Origin of the sequence: Emcibacter sp. SYSU 3D8 (assembly GCF_039655875.1) — a bacterium.
Taxonomy (GTDB): domain Bacteria; phylum Pseudomonadota; class Alphaproteobacteria; order SMXS01; family SMXS01; genus RI-34.
In genome coordinates this window covers 199847-216789 of sequence record NZ_JBBYXK010000005.1, presented here as the reverse complement: position 1 = coordinate 216789, position 16943 = coordinate 199847, and the positions used below count along the sequence as shown (strand labels likewise).

Here is a 16943-nt window from a genome sequence, read left to right as displayed (position 1 = left end):
CTACTCTGTCTTGAACCGCCCCAGCTCGGATTCCAGCGACGCGACGGCAGCGTTGAGTTGATCGGCCGACTGGTGGAAATCCTGCAGTGAATCCGCCGACCGGCGCGCGATGTCGACGAGCTGCAGCATGGCCTCGTTGATCTGCTGCTCGCCCACATTCTGGCTCTGCATGCCGTCATGCAGGGCCGCAAGCCGGGGCGACAATGTCTGGATCTGCTCCAGGATGGCGGCGAACTGCTCGCCTACCGCGCCCGCATCCGCCACGCTTCGGCGCACCTCCTCGGTGAAGCGGTCCATTTCCATGACGCCGCTCGAGACCGCGGACTGCATCTCGCGCACCAGATTGTCGATATCCAGGGTCGCGACGGCGGTCTGGTCGGCGAGCCGCCTGATCTCGCGGGCGACGACGGCAAAGCCACGGCCTGCCTCGCCGGCCTTCTCGGCCTCGATGGCGGCGTTCAGCGACAGCAGGTTGGTCTGGTCCGCCACCTTGGTGATGGTGGTGACCACGCTGCCGATATTGGTGGCGCGGTCGCTGATCACCGACAGCTTTTCCGAGATCGTCGAGGTTGCCTGACCCAGGCCGCCCATGGCTTGCTCCATGCTCGCCAGCGACGATTGGCCCTGGCCGGCAAGACTTGCCGTTGCTTCCGTGGCATCGGTTATCTCGCCCATGGTCTTCGACAGCTCGACCGACGTGGCGCCGATCTCGCGTACGGCCGCAGCGATCTGGCTCGAGGATGCGCCCAGATCGGTCACATTGCCTTCCTGCTCCCGCGAGATGGCCGCGACGCCGGTTGCCGTCGATACCAGTTGCACGCTGGCCAGCTTGATCCGCTGCACCAGACTGGTGAGCGATGACACCATGGTGCCCACCGCCGTCAGCAGCCGCCCGGATTCATCGTTTCCTCCGGCTTGCACGGCAACCGTCAGGTCGCCCTGGGCCACGCGCTCGGCGGCGGCGGCCGCGACACCCATCCGCCTCGCCACATTGTTGATCAGGCTGGCCACCAGCAAGATCAGCGCAACGGCGCCCAGACCGGCGATCAGCATTGAGATGCGGACGCCGTGCCAGGCGGGTGCAAGCACCTCGGACTGCGGCACGACCATGACGAGGCGCCAGCCATTGCTTGGAATCCTGGCCGCGGCGAAATAGGCGCTCTCTCCGGTCACGGGGTCCTGGTCGACGCTGAGATACCGGTCCTTGCCCGCATAAACCGCTTCCAGGATTCGGGCGCGGGGCGTGTCTTCGATCTTCTGCGTGCGCAACGTCGAATTTGACGTATCGGCGATGATACGGCCCCGTTCACTGATCACGATGAACTCGCCGCCTTCGTACCGCCGTTGCTTCTTCAGGTCTCCCTCGATCCAGTCCAGTGACCGGTCGGCCGTGGCGACACCCAGGAAATTGCCGTCGCGGGTGATAGGGAAAATGTGCTCCACCATCAGCTTGCCCTCGTACATGTAGGGCTCGGTGATCATCGGGCGGATCGGGCTGGTGCCGCCGGGCACCGGATCACGCCACAGCTTGCTCAATCCGCCGTCGATGGCGACACCCGAGGATTCGGGAAGGTTGTCGAAGCGGTTCTTCACGCCGCGGTAATAGTAGCTGGTGTCCAATCCGCTCAGCGGCGCCAGCTTGATCGCGTCGCCGTCCCGTGCGTCGTGATACCAATAGGCGATAAGCCGCCCGTTCTCGTCGAGCGCCCGCTTCTCGAGGTCCGAGGCGGATGCCAGGAAGGCGGCATCCTGATTGTCGGCATCGGGTTCATAGGACAGCGCGCTGCCGACGAAATCGGGAAATGCTGCGACAACCGCCCGGTGCAATTGCAGGGACTCACGCCGCCTGCCGAACAGGCCGTTCTCCTGCGCCAGCGCCAGCACATGAGGCACCGTGTTGGCGACCTGCGCGTAGCCGTCATAGATCATCGACACTTCGTGTACTTCCAGCCTGAGCAAATCCTCGCCGCCCTTGCGGTAGGCCTCGAACAGCATCCAGCCTTGCACCACCACCAGCAGCGTCAGCAGGAGCGACATCGGCAGTAGGCCCATCAACGCCAGTCTGCCCCTGATTCCCAGGCGGCCGAGCCAATCCCAGCGGGGTCCTTTGCGTGGCGTCTCAGGTATTGCTTGCATGGTGCTGGCCTGACCTTGGAAGCTGTTTGGTGAGTGTAAGGCGGTTGATACCGTCGATGCGCTGATAGTCGACCGAATCCATCATGGTGCGGACGAGATGGACGCCCAGCCCTCCGACGGGCCGGTTCTCCAGGTCGCTCTCGACGTCGGGCGGCGGTGCGCCGAGCGGATCGAAGGCATCGCCATCGTCCTCGATGACGATGACGACATCGTCTTCCACGCGCATCCGTACCGTGATCTTGCCGGGGCGCCCATCCGGAAAGCCATAGCTGATGGTGTTCACGAGCAACTCGTCGAGGACGAGGTCGATATGCATGGCCACGTCCGCCGGCAGATCGGCCCGTTCGGCGAATGCTTCGATCTCGGGCGGCAGCCGCCCCAGATCCGCCATGTCGTTGGCCATTGTCGTTGAAAATTCCAGGCTCATCGCGCCGGCTCCGCCACGTCTTCGGCAGTCGCCAGCCGTAACTCGCGCACCAGCCAGACCGCACGCTCGAACAGCATGGTCGCGACCAGGAACGCCTCGCGGACCGAGGCGGTGGAGGCTTCCCCCAGAAGCTGTTTCCTGATCCCGTCCATCATGTCCGACCGATCCGAGGTGAGTTCGTCCAGTAGCGCCCGGTCGACACTATCGCCGGTTTGGCTGATTTCGGCCACCATCGTCAGCAGCAAGTGCAGTGATTCCACGAGACTGGTGCCCAGGGAATGGTCGCTGCCGACTGACAGGCCGGTCGCATGACGGGCGAAATCGTGGAGGCAGGTCTGGAGTGATTGCAGGGTATGCAGCCGCGATCGCGCCTCGAATACGCGGTCCACGCCGTCATAGCCCGGATTGGCCGCCAGCACCTCGGACAGGAATATGTCGGTTTCGTCCGCCACCGCCGTGCTGGCGCCGTGCCTTGTGGCAAGCGGCAGGGCGTCCGCCGAGCGCTCGCTTTCCGGGCGGGCGCCGTCGAGATAGGCCGGCAGGAATGACAGCAACCGTGCCTGCTCGCGGTCGACCAGCGCCAGTGCCGTGTCCGGATCGCCGATGGCCTCGTCGAACAGGAACTGGGGGCGCATCAGGGTTTCCTGTTCGGTCGGCGGCGACAGCGCGGCGAGCATCCGGGCCAGCGGCGCCCGGAATATCCATCCCAGCAGCGCGGCGCCGATCTGGAACAGGACATAGACCAGCGCGATGCGTGTGTCGGATGAGGACGAGAGAGCCTGGGCGCCAGCCTGCACCAGCGGGACATGCCAAGCCTGCTCGATCAGATGCAGCGGCACGAACACCGCTGCCGCCAGCAGCTTCAGGCAAGACTGGAATAGCGCCAGTTGCCGTGCGGTGCCGTCCAGGTTCGACGACAGCAGCATGACTCCAAGGCCCGAGCCGACACTGGCGCCGTAGACGATCAGGATCATCTGGGGCTCGTCCAGAATACCGGCGCTGACCAACGGCAGGCCCAGGATGGTCACGGTTGCCGACGATTGTGCCGCCACCGCCAGCACCAGCCCGACGAGCAGCGCGATGGTGCCGCTCTCGCCGGCGAAGAGCACGAATTCCTCGACCCACGGATCGCCGCGCACACCCTCGACGCCGTCCTTGACCAGGGAAAGCCCCAGGAAGAGCAGCGCGACGCCCAGCGCGGCGGTGACCAGATGCTTGGTGCGCGGCGCCTTGTCGTAGCCCTGAAAGTAGGACAGGCCGATCAGTCCGAGCAGGTAAAGCGCCATCGTCTTGAGGTTGAAGGTGGACAGGACGACCAGCACCGATGTGCCCACATTCGACCATGCCAACACCGACATGGCAGGGGCCATGGCCAGCAATCCCGACGCCAGCAGGCTCATGACGATGAACGTCACCCCGGTGGTGCTCTGGACCAGGGCGCCAAGACCGAATCCGGCAAGCGGGGCCACGCCCGGCCTCAGCATCGCCTTGCCCAGATACTGGCGTACCCGCCGGGTCGCCATTTGCTGCATGTGGTCGCCGATCAGCCGAATGCCGACGAAGAACAGGCCGAAGCCGGCGATGATCGAGGGGGCGGCGCTCATGCCTGCCCCGTTCTCCGGCGCAGCGCGGTCCACAGCACCAGCCCGACCATGGCGATGGCGCCGGCGACGCTCCAGCCCATGAAGTCGCGCAGCGCGTGGTAGCGGCCCCGTTCCTGCCGTGCGGCGTTTGTGCGCCTTTCGGCCGTCGCCGACAGCAGCGCTTCGGCCACCTGGTCCAGGCCATCATTCAGGCTGCGGTCGATTCCGCGGACTTGCTGGTCGATGGCAAAAGGATCCCACGCCATACGCCTGCCGCGTTCCAGCGCATTGCGGTAGGTTTCGCCGAGCGATCGATGCTCATCGGCCAGGTCTTGCGCGGTCGAGGCGAGTTGCGGCAGATCGACTCCCCGGGCTCGCTCTTCTAGGCTGGCGAGGCGAGTCTGGACCTCGGACTCTTCGTGTTCGAATGCATCGAAGTGGTGCGTGTAGTCCTGCTCCTGCGAACCACGCAGCAGGATGTTCTTCCACTCCTGCACCTGGATTTTGAAATGGGTCTGGGCCGAGCGTCCGTCATCGAGCGCAAACAGGAACTGGGACGCCACGGCCTCATTGGCGAGATGAGCACGGTTGAGCGACCACACCGAGAACATGGCGAAGACGCCCACCACGACAAGAGCGATCGCAAGCAGACTGCCTAGCTGGATCAGGCTCCGCCGGAGGCGCGCCCGCAATGCCGGCGACTGGGATGCGTGGACGCTCATGCTGGTTTCCCCCCTGCTTCCGGTTCCAACGGGCCCGCCCCTCCGGTCCCCGGACATCGCCGGTTTTCCCAATGACAACATGCATGCTTCAGGCAACAGGTAAGGGTAGTGCCCCAAGACTTTTTATAACAACGAATTTATGTCGCCTGTCGCCGGGACGGCAGACCTGCGCCGGTCGACCGCTCGTGGCCAAAAGCCCGGTTCTCTTTACGGGCAAAAGCGGCTAACGTCTTCCGGTGTCTGGCTGGCGGTGAAACAAGCCGCCGGGCGGGGAGTCCAGCATGCGCTTTCGGCATTCGATCTGCCTGAAGCATTTCTGATTCAGGGGCGGTCCATGTCCATTACTGTATGCGAAGAGATCATCCTTCTGACTGTGAACGATGAGGGGAAGCTGCTGCGCTGGAGCGAGGAGCTGGCGGTGCGCGCCGCCGTCGCGGGCGCCAGCCTTATCGACCTTGCGTTTCGCAGCCGCATCGACAACGACGTCAGCGAACTCTTTATTGTCAACAAGGAGCCGACCGGCGAGGCGCATCTCGACATGGCGCTCAAATACCTCGCCGGCAAGGGCGAGAAGATGCCTATCCAGACGGCTGTCTATGATGTGATGGAAGTGGCGCGGGAGGTTCACGCCGCCGCCCTCCAGAGCCTCGTCGACAAGGGCATTCTGGCCAAGAAGGATGAATCCTTCCTGTGGGTGCTGAAGAGTCGCCGCTATCCGCCGCTCAGCAGCGTCATCCAGCAGGAAGCGAAGCTGCGAATTCTTTCCGTGCTGATGAGCGACGACATTCCCAGTTCCGAGGATGTGGCGCTGATCAGTCTGGCCTACGAGACACGCATCCTGGAATTGTTCATGTCGCCGGCCGAAATCGAACGGCTTTCCGCACGCATCCAGGAAGTTGGCAACCTCGAATTGATCGCCCAGGCCGTATCCGCCGTGATCTCCGACATCCGGACTGCGTCGCCGATCCTGTTCATGGCGCCGCTCTGATCACTGCACGAGTCTGAATTCAAGGGGAACATCATGGAAATCACCCACGAAACCATTGGCGATAAGCTGGTCGTCCGCCCGGAAGGCCGGATCGACAGCATGACGTCTCCGGCTTTCGAGAGCGCGCTGTTGCCGCTTGTCGACCAGAGCACCGTGGTCGTTATCGATTGTGCGAAGCTGACCTATGTGTCGTCGGCGGGTTTGCGCGTTTTTCTCAGCGCTGCCAAGGCCGCCAAGGCCAAGGGTGGCAAGATCGTGTTGTGCTCGCTGACCCAGGGCGTGCAGGAGGTTTTCACGGTCAGCGGCTTCTCCAAGATCATCGATATGCACCCCACACTGGATGCGGCGCTGGCCTGATTTCGCCGAAAACGCCGCGCCAACCCACCTGGAATCTGGACTCGGCCATCGATTCGGTCGTAAACACCCTGTTCTATACAGGCAGGGCGTCCATCACGGCGCACGGTAGTGAAGGTTCAGATACATGAAGGGTAAGGAAACCGGTAGTTTCAATGACCGGTTGAGCGAACAGGCCAAGGCAAAGCAGGCGCTGCTCGAACGGGCGAAAGCCAAGAATCCGGTGAACGATCCGGCATTCGCCGAACGGCAGGCTGCCAGGAAGGTTGCGGCCGAGGAGCGCGAGAAGCGCGAAGCGGAGAAGCGCGCCAAGCGCGCCGCCGACAAGGAACGCCGCGAGGCCGAGGCCAAGCGCAATGCCGCCGAGCGCGAAGCGGCGCATCTCGCCGAGATCGCCCGCAAGGAACGCGAACTGGTCGAGAAGGCTGCCCGCGAAGCCGAGATGGAGGTTGAGCGCAAAGCCAAGCGCGACGCGCGTTATGCCGCTCGCAAGGCGCGCAAGAGGTAAGGGCGCATTCTTCTGCCGCCGATCGCCTTCGTGCGGGGAATTCGGCGGCGATGCGAGATTGGCTACCCCGGAAAGGCCATCCGGTTGGTTGACGATGCGTGGGGCGACCGTGAGGTCGGATGCCCATGCATGCGGCCGGACAGAACCCCGCATCGCTGTGTCCGCGTGAGGGCCGGCTATCCTTTTCATACGAAAAACGGCCCCCCGGGGGTCAGGGGACCGCTTCTCTGAGGCGCATCAAGCAGCCAGCGACAGGCCGCTACTTGGTGGCCTTCTTGATGGCATCCTTGGTCTCGCCCACAGCCTTCTGGGTCTTGCCCTTGGCTTCCTGTGCGACACCCTTGGCTTCCGTCTTCGGCGAATTCGTTGCGCGGCCAGCGGCCTGGCGCGCCTTGCCGGCGGCTTCGTTGGCGGTGCCTTTGACCTTGTCAGCGGTGCTACCCATAGAACGTTCCTTTCGCGGGGTGGGGAGGAGTTAGTCCTTCTTCAACGGCCCGGTGGCTGTTCAGTTCCCTGAAATCCCCGGGAATCCGCGCGTATTTGTCGCTCCACTTGAAGCGCCCTCGGGCAACGTCCTCGATTTTCAGGCCGAATTTGCTTGCGCGGCGCCGCGTAACCGCAATTTCCTAAGAAGAGTGAGGGGAAGGGGTCTCATGCCATTCAAGTACCTGCCAGGGATCTGGTGCGCATTGTTGTGTCTCGGGCTGGCCGCGCCAGCCGGGGCAATTCCCATCGGCAGCTATCGGGACAGCTGCAAGGACATCAAGCTGAAGGACCGGGACAGCGATTCTGTCCGAATCCAGGCCCGGTGCCTCGACGGCCAGGGTGAGTGGCGCAGGACGTCATTCGAGCTGGACCGTTGCTGGGGGGAACTCGCCAATATCGATGGCGAACTGGTCTGCGTCGCCGACCAGAGCCACGGCGGTCCGGGATTTGCCGGCGCAGGCTATGATCAGCGGGCCACCCAGCCGGCCGGCCAGGCTGTGGCCGGTCACGGGGGCATTCCCGGCAGCCGGCCCAAGGATGTCGCCGTCGATGTCTGCATCGAGCGGGCGGTGCGCGAAGCCTATCGTGGCGGCGCGGGCTATGCCAGGCTGCTGCGGATCGAGGATATCGACCGCAAGGATGCAGGCCGGATCAAGGTAAAGGGGATCGTTCTGGCCAGTGAGCACCGCGAAAGCCGCAAGTCGCACGACATGCCGTTCCGCTGCGATTCGCGCGCCGGGGTGATTCTGGAATTCAGGTGGCGCTAGCTCTCGTTCGAAGTGCCCGGCCGCGTGTTCGGAGAGGGCTTGGGGGCTGAAATCCGAACACACGACCGGGCTGACGAGGCCAACAGGAGGGAATATCGCCGCAACCTATGGCTGTATTTGGGCCAAGGCTGGGCAATATCGCGAAGCCGCTGACGGCTTTCGCCTCAGTTGACCGTCTATGGCCTTGGACGGCTCCCGCGTCAGTGCCGGACCATTTTGCGGTAAAGGTGCCAGGTCGCGTGGCCCAGTACGGGCATCACCACGGCCAGCCCCAGGAAGAACGGCAGCGACCCCAGGAACAGCAACAATGCGACGATCAGGCCCCATGCCAGGGTGGGGCCGGGGTTTGCAAATGCCGCGCGGACCGATGTGACGACAGCGTTGATGGGACCGACATTCTTGTCGACCAGCATGGGGAACGACACCATGCTGATGCACAAGGCAATGAGGGCGAATATCAGGCCCACGGTGTTGCCCACCACGATCAGCGTCCAGCCCTGCGATGTGGTCAGCACTTCGCGGACGAATTCCGCTGGCGACAGGTACCAGACCGCGCCTTTGCCAAGGGTGAATTCATAGATGGTGATGGCGGCCATCAGCCAGGCGCAGTACAGGCCCACCAGGATCAAGGTCATCAGGCCGATGCTGCCGATGGAATGGTGCTGGAATACCCTGAACGCATCGCGCCAGTGGGTTTCGAGACCCTGCTCGCGCCGCCAGCTCACATGATAGAGGCCGACCGCAACAACCGGTCCCAGCAGCGCCGCGCCGGTAAAAACCGGATAGATCAGCGGTAGCACGCCATAACCGAACGCCATGCGCACTGCCACATACATGATCAGCGGATAGATCAGGCACAGGAAAAGAACGTCTGTGCGGTTGTCGGTATAGTCCGCGTAGCCCTCGGCAAGCGCGTCCTTCAGATCCCTGAAGGTAATCTTGTTGATGCCAGGCGCGTCGTAGTCGGCGGCCGTGCTGGTCATGTCCATCATCGTTCCGTTCCCCATTTCGTACACGCGAACGAGGAGGACGATGCCGTCAACCGCTGCCCCAAATGGCTGACGAACCGTCAGAACCTCGAGCAATTAACGGATTGAGGATACGCCGGATTCCGAGGGTTGTCACGTTGACCCGCCGGTCTCGCGCCTAGCCTGACGTGCTGTCAGCGGCTCTCGACCCTGACCAGCAGGCGGGTGAGCTGCGAGGTATGGATGCGCCAGCCATCGGCAAGCTTCACATAGGTCTCGCGGTAATGACCGTATCCGCGGAAGAAGAACGAACCGTTCAGTACGGTGTCCTCCATGGGATGGATACCCCGCGCGGTCGTGTCGGACAGCAGCTCGATCTCGGGCGTATGACCGTGATGGGCGCTCTGTGCGGTGGCGAGGGCGCCGCCGATATAGCTGACAATGTTTTCCAGTCCCGAGACCGGCTCATGCTCGGTGACACCCTCTGGCGTCCCCAGGACCGGGTCGCGCAGCGCCTCGCGGAAATCGAAGGTGGCGTCCGGCGCGAACACGGTGCGCAGGGTGTCGAACTCCTTGGTGTCGATCGAGCGGAAATACCGCGCCTTGAGCTGTTTGATTTCCTCGATGGCAAGCAGCGTCTCGATATCGGTCATGACTGGTCTCCCTTAGGCGGTCGCGCCGCCGTCGATGGTAAAGTCCGCGCCGCTGATATAGGCGGATTCCGGCGCTGCCAGATTGAGCACCAGGGCGGCGATCTCTTCCGGTTTGCCGATGCGGCCGGCAGGCATATTCCCGCCCAGGGCGCGCCGCAGCAGCGGCGTATCCACTGCGCCCGGCGAGACCGAGACGACTCGAATGCCGTCTTTCGTGTGGGCCTTCGCCGCCGATCTGGTCAGGCCGATCACGCCATGCTTGCTGGCGGCGTAGGTAGGATTGCCGGCCAGGCTGTTGCTGCCGGCAATCGAGGCGGTGTTGACGATCACGCCGGCCTTCTTCGGCAGCATCACCCGCAACGCGTGGCGGATGCCATAGAACACGCCGTCCAGATTGGTGCGGATGGTGTCGTGATACCCCATGGTGCCGTCCAGCGGTGACTCGGTGAAAGACCGGAACGGACCTTCGATACCCGCATTGTTGTGGACGATGTCGATGCCGCCATGCAGCTTCACGGTCGCATCCACCAGGCCCGCCACCTGCGGCTCCTCGCGTATGTCGGCCTGAATGTAGGTGCAATTGCCGCCCGCGGCACGAATCGCTGCCTCGGTCTTCTTGCCCAGCGTCTCCCGCCGGCCGCAGATCACCACTTTGGCGCCCTCGGCGGCGAAGGCCTTTGCCGTTGCTGCACCGATGCCCGAGGTGCCGCCGGTAATCAGCACGGTCTTGCCCTCGAAGCGTCCGGCAGTGGCGGCCCTGGCCGTGCCCGTCGCCAGCGTGGCGGTCGCCGCCGCCGCGATCGCCGCTCCCTTCAGCAGGTCACGGCGTCCCATTCCGTTGTTACTCATCCCGCATCTCCCCGTTTGCGTCCGTTGCGGGCGATGATAGGGGGCATCCGCACGCGCCGCCACAGCCGTTGCTCCATACAGACAATCACGCCTGAATTTTGATTCGTATTATTCACCTTCATACGTGCTTGTAAGGCCGGCGGGCGTTGCGTTAGCATTTGCTTACGTCAGGCGTCGCCCATGGGGTGTGACGCAATGTGGCTGGGGAGAGCACATGTCGGCCGTCGAAGAAATGATCAAGGACCGCTTGAAGAACGAGATCGACCCTCGTGAATTCGATGCGCCTGGTTTCCAGCATGATCCGTTCCCGCTGTACAAGCGCCTGCGCGATCATCACCCGATTTACCACGACCGTTTTCACAACAGATGGGTGATCAGCCGCTACTGGGACGTAGACGCCGTGTTCCAGAACAGCGAAGCCTATACCCGCGGCATCTATGAGGAAGATGGTCCCTACAAGTTTGGCTCGCGCCATGTGTTCGGCCCGAACATCCTGGAATATGGCCGCGGCGACCGGCATCGCTGGTTGCGCAACGTCATCGCCGGCCAGTTCGTCGGCCAGAAGCTGAACGACTTCCTGCCGGTGATCGACATGATCGCCCGCGAGTTGATCGACAAGTTCCGCAAGGATGGCGAAGTCGAGGTGGTGACCCAGTTCAGCCACCAGTTCCCGATCCGGGTCATCTCCAACATGCTGGGCCTGCCGCGCGAGGACGAGAACATGTTCGTCGGCTGGTATCAGGCGCTGATCGCCGGCCTCGGCTTCGGCGGCGAGCATCTGGCGCGCGGCATCGCCGCCCGCAACGAGATGTGGGAGTATCTGGAGCCGCTGATCAACGAACGGCGCAAGACCCCGGGCGAGGATCTGCTGTCGCGGATCATCGCGGCCGAACTCGATGGCGTGAAGATGGACATGGACGAGATCAAGGGCTTCGTCGCCCTGTTGCTCGCCGCCGGTGGCGACACCACCGACAAGGCCATCGCCAACATGATGTATCACATGATGTATACACGGCCGGACCAGTTCGACCAGGTGAAGGCGAATCCCGAGCTTTGGGAGAACGTGTTCACCGAGATGATGCGTTACGACCCGGTCGTGCATACCCAGGGACGCCGCACCGTCAATGAGATGGCGCTGTATGACGAGGTGATCCCGAAGGGCGCCATGGTGCTGATCTATCTTGGCGCAGGCAACCGGGACGAGCGGGTGTTCAAGGACCCGGATACGTTCGATGCATTCCGTGACGATCTGCATATGGGCCGTGAAAACCGCTCGGGCCGCTACAAGGACGGCAAGCCCGGCCATCTCGGTTTCGGCATGGGGCAGCACTTCTGCATGGGCTATGCCATGGCGCGGCAGGAGGCGGTTCTGGCGTGCGCCTATTTCGCCAAGTCCCTGAAGAATCTGCGGCCCAAGTTCAAGGAACATGCGGGCATCTACTCGCCGAACATCGATTCCGGAGGCTTCCGCTCACCGCCCGAGTTGTGGCTGGAATTCGATCCCGAGTGACCGCCATGAAACTCAGGGTCGACTACAAGAAATGCGAAAAGGCGGGCGAGTGCTATTACAATCACACGGCGCTTTTCGAGCGAACCGATAACGGTTTTCCGAAGATCCTTGTCGAGGATCTGACCACGGACGCGCTGCGTCACGAGGCCATGGAAGCCATCGAAGTCTGCCCCACCGGGGCAATTACCGTCGAGGAGTAGGGCGAAACCGGCGGCGGCTAGCCGCCGCCGGTTTCCGCTTACTTGACCGGCGTTGCGTTGGCAATGCCATCCACGCCCATATAGACGACGAGCAGCGAAGCGGCCTCATCGCCCGTGTTCATGCCTTTGTGCGGCACATGTTCGGCCTCCATGATCGCCTCGCCCTGACGGTACACCTTGGTGCCATGCGGCCCGTAATCCACCGTTATTTCGCCCTGCAGGATATAGGCGTACATGGGCACATCGTGCCGGTGAAGCTGGCCTGCGCCGCCGGGCTGGATCGTAATGATCGCCGACGTGATCTTCACGGTCCCGGTCGGGAAGACCAGAGGCTGTCCCAGCACATCGGTGCTGGTTACCAGGAGTTCCCGGGCCGGGTAACCGAGTTTGTCCAGCGCTTGCGCGCCGGTGGTGAACAGGATCGCGGCACCGGCCGCAATCAGTACAGAAATAGACTTCATTCTTATCCCTCCAGGTCATTAGCCTCTAACATCGGCTAATACGCCTTTAGGGAAAAGGCTTTAGTCCTTTGCCTTCTTGTCGAGTTGCGGATCCTCACCTTTCGAGCGTGCCTTGCCGGCCTGTTCGGCCTCGATCAGCTCGTCGCGCTCGCCGCCTTCCAGGGCCCGCTCCGCATCCTTTGCGGCCTCGCCGACCTTGCCGGATTTGGCGAAGGCCTCGGTTTCCTCATTGTATTTGCGGGCGCTTTCATTGTCGCCTTCACCCTGGTTCTTCCACTTGTCCATAAGCTCGCTCCTTTGGTGGTTCGATAGGTTGCCAACGGCCGGGGACGGCGCGGGGTTCCACCCATCAGGGGAACACAGGACAAGGGATTTCGTTTGCAACAGCGCGGCACTTGCAGAGCGGCCGTCACGGCTACCGCCATTCAAAGACGATTTCCTGCAACAGATATGGTCTGGTGATGTTGTTGAAGAGACTCCGTTACTACTGCGATCTCGACGAAGAAACCGCGAAGCCATTGCTGGATATGCCCGGCCGCATCATGGAGGCGCCGCGCGGGACCGACCTCATCGTCTCCGGTGATGCGCCGACCTATGGGTTCGTCGTCGAGACGGGCTGGGCGATCCGGTACTGCCTGCTGTCCGATGGCCGGCGTCAGGTGCTCAACGTCCTGTTGCCGGGAGATATTTTCGATCTTCAGGTCTTCATCGCGGCCGAGGCAGATCATTCGGTGACGGCCATTACCGACATGACGGTGAAGACCTTTAAGGCCGAAGACCTGCTCAATATCTTCAATCTGTCCGGCCGCCTCGCGCAGGCGCTGTGGTGGGCGGCGGTGCAGGAGGAGGCGATGCTCCGCGAGCAGATTGTGCGGAACGGCCGCCGCAATGCGGGTGAACGGACTGCCCATTTCCTGCTGGAACTGCACCGCAGGGCGCTGATCGTCGACGAGGGTGCCGGCGACGGATTTCGCCTGCCGATGACGCAGTCGCTGATTGGTGACGCCCTGGGTCTGACATCGATTCACGTTAACCGCACGCTGAAGCGGTTCCGCGACGAAGGCATGATCCGGCGCAGCGGACAATGGATCGAGTTGACCGACATCGAGGCTCTGGTTGAGCTATGCGACTTCGATCCCTCGTATCTTCATCTGGATGCCTATCCGCGCCGGCTCAAGTTCAGGAACGGCAACGGCAACGGCAAATAGGCTCGGCCTTCTTGATCCAGGTTAAACCGGGATCGTCACGGCCGCCGTACTCTCAACCTGAGCGAGAATCCCGGTGCGCAAGGCACGGGGTGACCCCGGGCATTCCGACGGAGGTCACAGGCCCCACCAGACAAACGCGGTTCACCGCGATCTTTTGTCATGCAAAGGACTATGTGATCGATGGACTTCGGGGATGTACCCGACGCGTTGCCCTCTCTTACGGATGCCGAGTTCGAAGATCAGCTTCGCGATCTGATTCCGCATCTGCGTGCCTTCGCGCGCAGCCTGTCCGGCAGCGCCGACCGGGCGGACGATCTGGTGCAGGACGCCATGTTCAATGCCTGGCGCGCCCGGGCCCGCTTCCGGCCCGGCACCAATTTCAAGGCGTGGATGTTCGTGATCCTGCGGAATCTGTTTCTTTCGGGTGTTCGCCGGGCGCGATTTTCCGGGGACTGGGATGAGACATTCGCCGAAAGGGCGCTGTCCTCGGCGCCGTCGCAAGACCACCACCTGTCACTCGACGATGTCAGGCGCGCACTGATGCACCTGCCGCCGTCGCGACGGGATGCACTGATCCTCGTCGGCGCAGGCGGGTTTTCCTACGAAGAGGCGGCAAATCTTTGCGGCTGCCCGGTTGGCACCATCAAGAGCCGGGTGGCCCGGGCGCGCGCCGAGATGGAGCAGGTATTATCCAACGGCCTGCCGCAGCGCGCCCGGCAAGCCAGGATACAGCCGGTACAGGACCTCATGGACGACATCGAGCGGCTTGGTGGATAGCACTCATATGGAATGTCAGGGCGTGGGACGGGAGCCGCGGCGAACGGCTCCCGCCGTAATGTCAACTGTCCTGCTTTTTCCGCTGGTCATCGGTGGGCCGCGACGCGGTCAACGGACCGCGCTGTTGGGCGCCTTCCGTTGTGGTCGGGTCCGGTTCGCCGGCGCTTTGTTTCTGCGTGCGCCAGTCTCCGAAATCCTTGCCGAATCTCTCCTGCCGCTCGCGGCGCCAGCCTTCATAGTCGCTGTCATAGGCGCGGCGACGCTCCTCACGCCATTCGTGGTAATCGCGGTCGTGGGCGCGCAGCTGGTCTTCCCGCCACGAGACGTAATCATGGTCGAGGAAGTGGCCGTGCCCGCGCAATTCGTCGCCGGTAACCGGGCCGCCTTGAGGACCGTCCAGATCGGCCGTCCAGAATCCGCCCTGGGTGGTCTGGCCACCGGCCGACGCTCGATAGCCGGGTTTGGGAAAATGTCCGCGGCGCTGCATGTCCCGGTCGCTCTCGCGGTCCCATGCCTCGGGCGCTGATGACCTGTAGCCAGGCCTCGGTGCTTCAGGAAGGTGCGTCCGGTACCGGCGCGCGAAATAGCGGTCGTCGGCGGGCACGCCATACGCGGCATCGGCACCGACACCATAGGGTGCTTCGTCGGGCTCGCCCCTGCGTGGGCCATGGGACTCATGAAAGTCCGGCGAGCCTGCGCCGTCCCGCGGGTTTTCCTGCCGGTACCGGCGATCAGCTTCGTAGCGCTCTCGGTCTCGGTCTCGGTTCATGTGTATCCTCCTCTCGAACTGCGCCGGCGCAATCGGGCGCCGACATGGACTCAACTCCGTCCAGCAGGGGATGTTCCAGCATTCGCCGCGGCGTCTCGGCCTGCCGCGCCGCGGACAGGAACCTTTCGCTTCCGGATCGTGTTAGTGCGCTGAAGGCAGGAGAGGACAGCATGAAACGAGGCCGGAGCATCCGTGGATGCCTGCTGCTATTGGCAGCAGTCACACTCTGCGGCGCCGCAGCCCGCGCCGACGAGGCGCTTGCGTCCAATCCGGCAGCGATCATCCCCGGAGCTGCTGCCGCTGCCGGCGGTCAGCAGCCCATGGGGACCATCGAGGGAAAGAACCTCATCGGCCGTGACCTGACGAGCGCCCGGGATCAACTCATCGGCGAAATCGAGAGCGTCTATGTGGATGGAAAAGGCAACGTCAAGCAAGTCATCGTGACCGGCATGGGCGACCGGACGGTGGCGATTGACTGGAAGGATGTGGTCGTCTCGGACAACGGCAAAAAGGTTGCCGTCAACGCCTCATCGGACCAACTGAAAAACAAGCCCGACTACAAGTACGCCAAGCCCGAACAGCAGGGCACCGTGTTCACCGACGAACAATCCAGCGCCGCGCCCGCTCCATGACGCGGCGCGAAAGCCGGGAGCAAGACATGGCCACGAAACCCACCCGCACGCCGCGCAGTACAGCCAAGGCCAAGGCGCCTTCCCGCAGGAAGGCCGCAGCGACGCCTCGTGAAGCACGCCCTTCTGGCGCGCGTCCGATCTGGGGCGGCAATCTCCGTCTGGCCCTGGTGTCGGTGCCGGTCAATCTCTATCCGGCGACCAAATCGGGCGCCCAGATATCGTTTCACCAGGTACACGAGCCGTCCGGCAAGCGCATCCGCTACGAAAAGGTCGTGCCCGGCATCGGACCGGTCGATACCGATGAGATCGTCAAGGGGTACGAGGTGGAGAAGGGCCAGTACGTCCTGATCGATCCGGACGAGATCGACGCGATCAAGCTCGAAGCGAAAAAGACCCTCGATCTGGTCCAGTTCGTCGGACAGGGAGAGATCGATCCCATCTGGTTTGACCGACCCTATTACGTGGTTGCCGATGGCGAGCTTGCCGAAGAGGCCTACAACGTCATGCGCGACGCGCTTCGGGGAAGCGGCAAGATCGGGCTGGGACAATTCGTGATGCGCAACCGAGAATATATCGCGGCGCTGAAACCCTGCGGCCATGGGATGCTGCTGGAAACGTTGCGGTTCTCCGACGAAGTGCGAAGTGCTGCACCATTCTTCGCCGGCATCGACGATGCCAGACCCGACAAGGAACTGCTCGATCTCGCCAAGGAGCTGATCGAACGCAAGACAGCGCCGTTCGATTCGGGCCAGTTCAAGGACAAGTACAGCGAGGCGGTCCGTGCGCTGATCGATGCCAAGATCAAGAACCGTAAGCCGGTGGCCATTGAAGAAGAGGCGGGCAATGGCGGCACGGTCATCGATCTCGTCGAGGCGCTGAAACGCAGCGTCAAGAACTCGGGCAAGCCGGCGGCGCCCGCTACCCGCAGGAAGAAGGCGAGCTGAC

Annotated in this window: 21 protein-coding genes; 10 read left to right on the top strand and 11 right to left on the bottom strand. The window is 63.0% G+C overall.

Annotation, left to right across the window (positions count from 1 at the left end; all coding sequences use genetic code 11):
• The 4 genes from WJU21_RS17050 to WJU21_RS17035 all read right to left on the bottom strand — a co-directional run bounded on the left by WJU21_RS17050 (position 1) and on the right by WJU21_RS17035 (position 4868).
• The gene (locus WJU21_RS17050) at positions 1–2052 is read right to left on the bottom strand and encodes a methyl-accepting chemotaxis protein (RefSeq protein WP_346324667.1); all 2052 of its coding nucleotides are present in this window, start codon (positions 2050–2052) and stop codon (positions 1–3) included.
• A 67-nt stretch (positions 2053–2119) separates the two neighbouring features.
• Positions 2120–2563: an ATP-binding protein gene (locus WJU21_RS17045; protein WP_346324666.1), complete on the bottom strand. Its 444-nt coding sequence runs from the start codon at positions 2561–2563 to the stop codon at positions 2120–2122.
• Positions 2560–4167 (bottom strand): Na/Pi symporter, encoded by a 1608-nt coding sequence (locus tag WJU21_RS17040; RefSeq protein WP_346324665.1) that lies wholly within the window; start codon positions 4165–4167, stop codon positions 2560–2562. Before WJU21_RS17040 ends, WJU21_RS17045 begins: the two co-directional genes overlap by 4 nt.
• Positions 4164–4868, bottom strand: a complete 705-nt coding sequence (locus tag WJU21_RS17035; protein ID WP_346324664.1) for a hypothetical protein — start codon at positions 4866–4868, stop codon at positions 4164–4166. The genes WJU21_RS17040 and WJU21_RS17035 overlap by 4 nt, the downstream gene beginning before the upstream one ends.
• A gap of 139 nt (positions 4869–5007) precedes the next feature.
• Between WJU21_RS17035 and WJU21_RS17030 the strand changes: the two genes are divergently transcribed.
• The 3 genes from WJU21_RS17030 (at position 5008) to WJU21_RS17020 (ending at position 6718) form a co-directional block, all read left to right on the top strand.
• Complete coding sequence (locus WJU21_RS17030; RefSeq protein WP_346324663.1) at positions 5008–5856, top strand: GPP34 family phosphoprotein; 849 nt, start codon at positions 5008–5010, stop codon at positions 5854–5856.
• Positions 5857–5889: 33 nt separating this feature from the next.
• The gene (locus WJU21_RS17025) at positions 5890–6213 is read left to right on the top strand and encodes an STAS domain-containing protein (RefSeq protein ID WP_346324662.1); all 324 of its coding nucleotides are present in this window, start codon (positions 5890–5892) and stop codon (positions 6211–6213) included.
• Between the two features lie 124 nt (positions 6214–6337).
• Positions 6338–6718: a DUF6481 family protein gene (locus WJU21_RS17020; protein ID WP_346324661.1), complete on the top strand. Its 381-nt coding sequence runs from the start codon at positions 6338–6340 to the stop codon at positions 6716–6718.
• 259 nt (positions 6719–6977) lie between these two features.
• Here WJU21_RS17020 and WJU21_RS17015 read toward each other — a convergent pair whose 3' ends face one another.
• Positions 6978–7163, bottom strand: a complete 186-nt coding sequence (locus WJU21_RS17015; protein WP_346324660.1) for a CsbD family protein — start codon at positions 7161–7163, stop codon at positions 6978–6980.
• A 208-nt stretch (positions 7164–7371) separates the two neighbouring features.
• Here WJU21_RS17015 and WJU21_RS17010 point away from each other — a divergent pair, with 208 nt between their 5' ends.
• Entirely contained in the window at positions 7372–7971 is a 600-nt protein-coding gene (locus WJU21_RS17010; RefSeq protein ID WP_346324659.1) for a CVNH domain-containing protein, read from the top strand.
• A gap of 200 nt (positions 7972–8171) precedes the next feature.
• Here WJU21_RS17010 and WJU21_RS17005 read toward each other — a convergent pair whose 3' ends face one another.
• The 3 genes from WJU21_RS17005 to WJU21_RS16995 form a co-directional block, all read right to left on the bottom strand.
• Positions 8172–8963, bottom strand: coding sequence for a DUF2189 domain-containing protein (locus tag WJU21_RS17005; protein ID WP_346324658.1), 792 nt, complete (start codon positions 8961–8963; stop codon positions 8172–8174).
• Between the two features lie 170 nt (positions 8964–9133).
• On the bottom strand, positions 9134–9592 hold the full coding sequence (locus tag WJU21_RS17000) for a nuclear transport factor 2 family protein (protein WP_346324657.1): 459 nt from the start codon (positions 9590–9592) through the stop codon (positions 9134–9136).
• A 12-nt stretch (positions 9593–9604) separates the two neighbouring features.
• On the bottom strand, positions 9605–10441 hold the full coding sequence (locus tag WJU21_RS16995; RefSeq protein WP_346324656.1) for an SDR family oxidoreductase: 837 nt from the start codon (positions 10439–10441) through the stop codon (positions 9605–9607).
• Positions 10442–10655: 214 nt separating this feature from the next.
• Here WJU21_RS16995 and WJU21_RS16990 point away from each other — a divergent pair, with 214 nt between their 5' ends.
• Both WJU21_RS16990 and WJU21_RS16985 read left to right on the top strand, forming a co-directional pair.
• Entirely contained in the window at positions 10656–11951 is a 1296-nt protein-coding gene (locus WJU21_RS16990) for a cytochrome P450 (protein ID WP_346324655.1), read from the top strand.
• 5 nt (positions 11952–11956) lie between these two features.
• Positions 11957–12151: a ferredoxin gene (locus WJU21_RS16985; protein WP_346324654.1), complete on the top strand. Its 195-nt coding sequence runs from the start codon at positions 11957–11959 to the stop codon at positions 12149–12151.
• Between the two features lie 38 nt (positions 12152–12189).
• Here the strand turns inward: WJU21_RS16985 and WJU21_RS16980 are convergent, their stop codons facing one another.
• Together WJU21_RS16980 and WJU21_RS16975 are read right to left on the bottom strand one after the other, a co-directional pair.
• Positions 12190–12612, bottom strand: coding sequence for a cupin domain-containing protein (locus WJU21_RS16980; RefSeq protein ID WP_346324653.1), 423 nt, complete (start codon positions 12610–12612; stop codon positions 12190–12192).
• A 60-nt stretch (positions 12613–12672) separates the two neighbouring features.
• Positions 12673–12897 (bottom strand): hypothetical protein, encoded by a 225-nt coding sequence (locus WJU21_RS16975; RefSeq protein ID WP_346324652.1) that lies wholly within the window; start codon positions 12895–12897, stop codon positions 12673–12675.
• 110 nt (positions 12898–13007) lie between these two features.
• Between WJU21_RS16975 and WJU21_RS16970 the strand changes: the two genes are divergently transcribed.
• Positions 13008–13820: a Crp/Fnr family transcriptional regulator gene (locus tag WJU21_RS16970; protein ID WP_346324651.1), complete on the top strand. Its 813-nt coding sequence runs from the start codon at positions 13008–13010 to the stop codon at positions 13818–13820.
• A 180-nt stretch (positions 13821–14000) separates the two neighbouring features.
• Positions 14001–14597 (top strand): sigma-70 family RNA polymerase sigma factor, encoded by a 597-nt coding sequence (locus tag WJU21_RS16965; protein WP_346324650.1) that lies wholly within the window; start codon positions 14001–14003, stop codon positions 14595–14597.
• 61 nt (positions 14598–14658) lie between these two features.
• Here WJU21_RS16965 and WJU21_RS16960 read toward each other — a convergent pair whose 3' ends face one another.
• Complete coding sequence (locus WJU21_RS16960; protein ID WP_346324649.1) at positions 14659–15366, bottom strand: hypothetical protein; 708 nt, start codon at positions 15364–15366, stop codon at positions 14659–14661.
• A gap of 170 nt (positions 15367–15536) precedes the next feature.
• Between WJU21_RS16960 and WJU21_RS16955 the strand changes: the two genes are divergently transcribed.
• Both WJU21_RS16955 and WJU21_RS16950 read left to right on the top strand, forming a co-directional pair.
• Positions 15537–15998 carry a PRC-barrel domain-containing protein gene (locus WJU21_RS16955; protein ID WP_346324648.1) on the top strand — a complete coding sequence of 154 codons (462 nt, stop codon included), beginning with the start codon at positions 15537–15539 and terminating at the stop codon, positions 15996–15998.
• Between the two features lie 26 nt (positions 15999–16024).
• Positions 16025–16942, top strand: a complete 918-nt coding sequence (locus WJU21_RS16950; RefSeq protein ID WP_346324647.1) for a Ku protein — start codon at positions 16025–16027, stop codon at positions 16940–16942.
• The last annotated feature ends 1 nt before the right edge of the window (position 16943 follow it).

Bases quoted from the DNA above. Each gene is read 5' to 3' on its own strand.
- WJU21_RS17050 (WP_346324667.1), bottom strand. From the start codon at position 2,052: ATGGGCCTACTGCCGATGTCGCTCCTGCTGACGCTGCTGGTGGTGGTG.
- WJU21_RS17045 (WP_346324666.1), bottom strand. From the start codon at position 2,563: ATGAGCCTGGAATTTTCAACGACAATGGCCAACGACATGGCGGATCTG.
- WJU21_RS17040 (WP_346324665.1), bottom strand. From the start codon at position 4,167: ATGAGCGCCGCCCCCTCGATCATCGCCGGCTTCGGCCTGTTCTTCGTC.
- WJU21_RS17035 (WP_346324664.1), bottom strand. From the start codon at position 4,868: ATGAGCGTCCACGCATCCCAGTCGCCGGCATTGCGGGCGCGCCTCCGG.
- WJU21_RS17030 (WP_346324663.1), top strand. From the start codon at position 5,008: ATGTCGCCTGTCGCCGGGACGGCAGACCTGCGCCGGTCGACCGCTCGT.
- WJU21_RS17025 (WP_346324662.1), top strand. From the start codon at position 5,890: ATGGAAATCACCCACGAAACCATTGGCGATAAGCTGGTCGTCCGCCCG.
- WJU21_RS17020 (WP_346324661.1), top strand. From the start codon at position 6,338: ATGAAGGGTAAGGAAACCGGTAGTTTCAATGACCGGTTGAGCGAACAG.
- WJU21_RS17015 (WP_346324660.1), bottom strand. From the start codon at position 7,163: ATGGGTAGCACCGCTGACAAGGTCAAAGGCACCGCCAACGAAGCCGCC.
- WJU21_RS17010 (WP_346324659.1), top strand. From the start codon at position 7,372: ATGCCATTCAAGTACCTGCCAGGGATCTGGTGCGCATTGTTGTGTCTC.
- WJU21_RS17005 (WP_346324658.1), bottom strand. From the start codon at position 8,963: ATGATGGACATGACCAGCACGGCCGCCGACTACGACGCGCCTGGCATC.
- WJU21_RS17000 (WP_346324657.1), bottom strand. From the start codon at position 9,592: ATGACCGATATCGAGACGCTGCTTGCCATCGAGGAAATCAAACAGCTC.
- WJU21_RS16995 (WP_346324656.1), bottom strand. From the start codon at position 10,441: ATGAGTAACAACGGAATGGGACGCCGTGACCTGCTGAAGGGAGCGGCG.
- WJU21_RS16990 (WP_346324655.1), top strand. From the start codon at position 10,656: ATGTCGGCCGTCGAAGAAATGATCAAGGACCGCTTGAAGAACGAGATC.
- WJU21_RS16985 (WP_346324654.1), top strand. From the start codon at position 11,957: ATGAAACTCAGGGTCGACTACAAGAAATGCGAAAAGGCGGGCGAGTGC.
- WJU21_RS16980 (WP_346324653.1), bottom strand. From the start codon at position 12,612: ATGAAGTCTATTTCTGTACTGATTGCGGCCGGTGCCGCGATCCTGTTC.
- WJU21_RS16975 (WP_346324652.1), bottom strand. From the start codon at position 12,897: ATGGACAAGTGGAAGAACCAGGGTGAAGGCGACAATGAAAGCGCCCGC.
- WJU21_RS16965 (WP_346324650.1), top strand. From the start codon at position 14,001: ATGGACTTCGGGGATGTACCCGACGCGTTGCCCTCTCTTACGGATGCC.
- WJU21_RS16960 (WP_346324649.1), bottom strand. From the start codon at position 15,366: ATGAACCGAGACCGAGACCGAGAGCGCTACGAAGCTGATCGCCGGTAC.
- WJU21_RS16955 (WP_346324648.1), top strand. From the start codon at position 15,537: ATGAAACGAGGCCGGAGCATCCGTGGATGCCTGCTGCTATTGGCAGCA.
- WJU21_RS16950 (WP_346324647.1), top strand. From the start codon at position 16,025: ATGGCCACGAAACCCACCCGCACGCCGCGCAGTACAGCCAAGGCCAAG.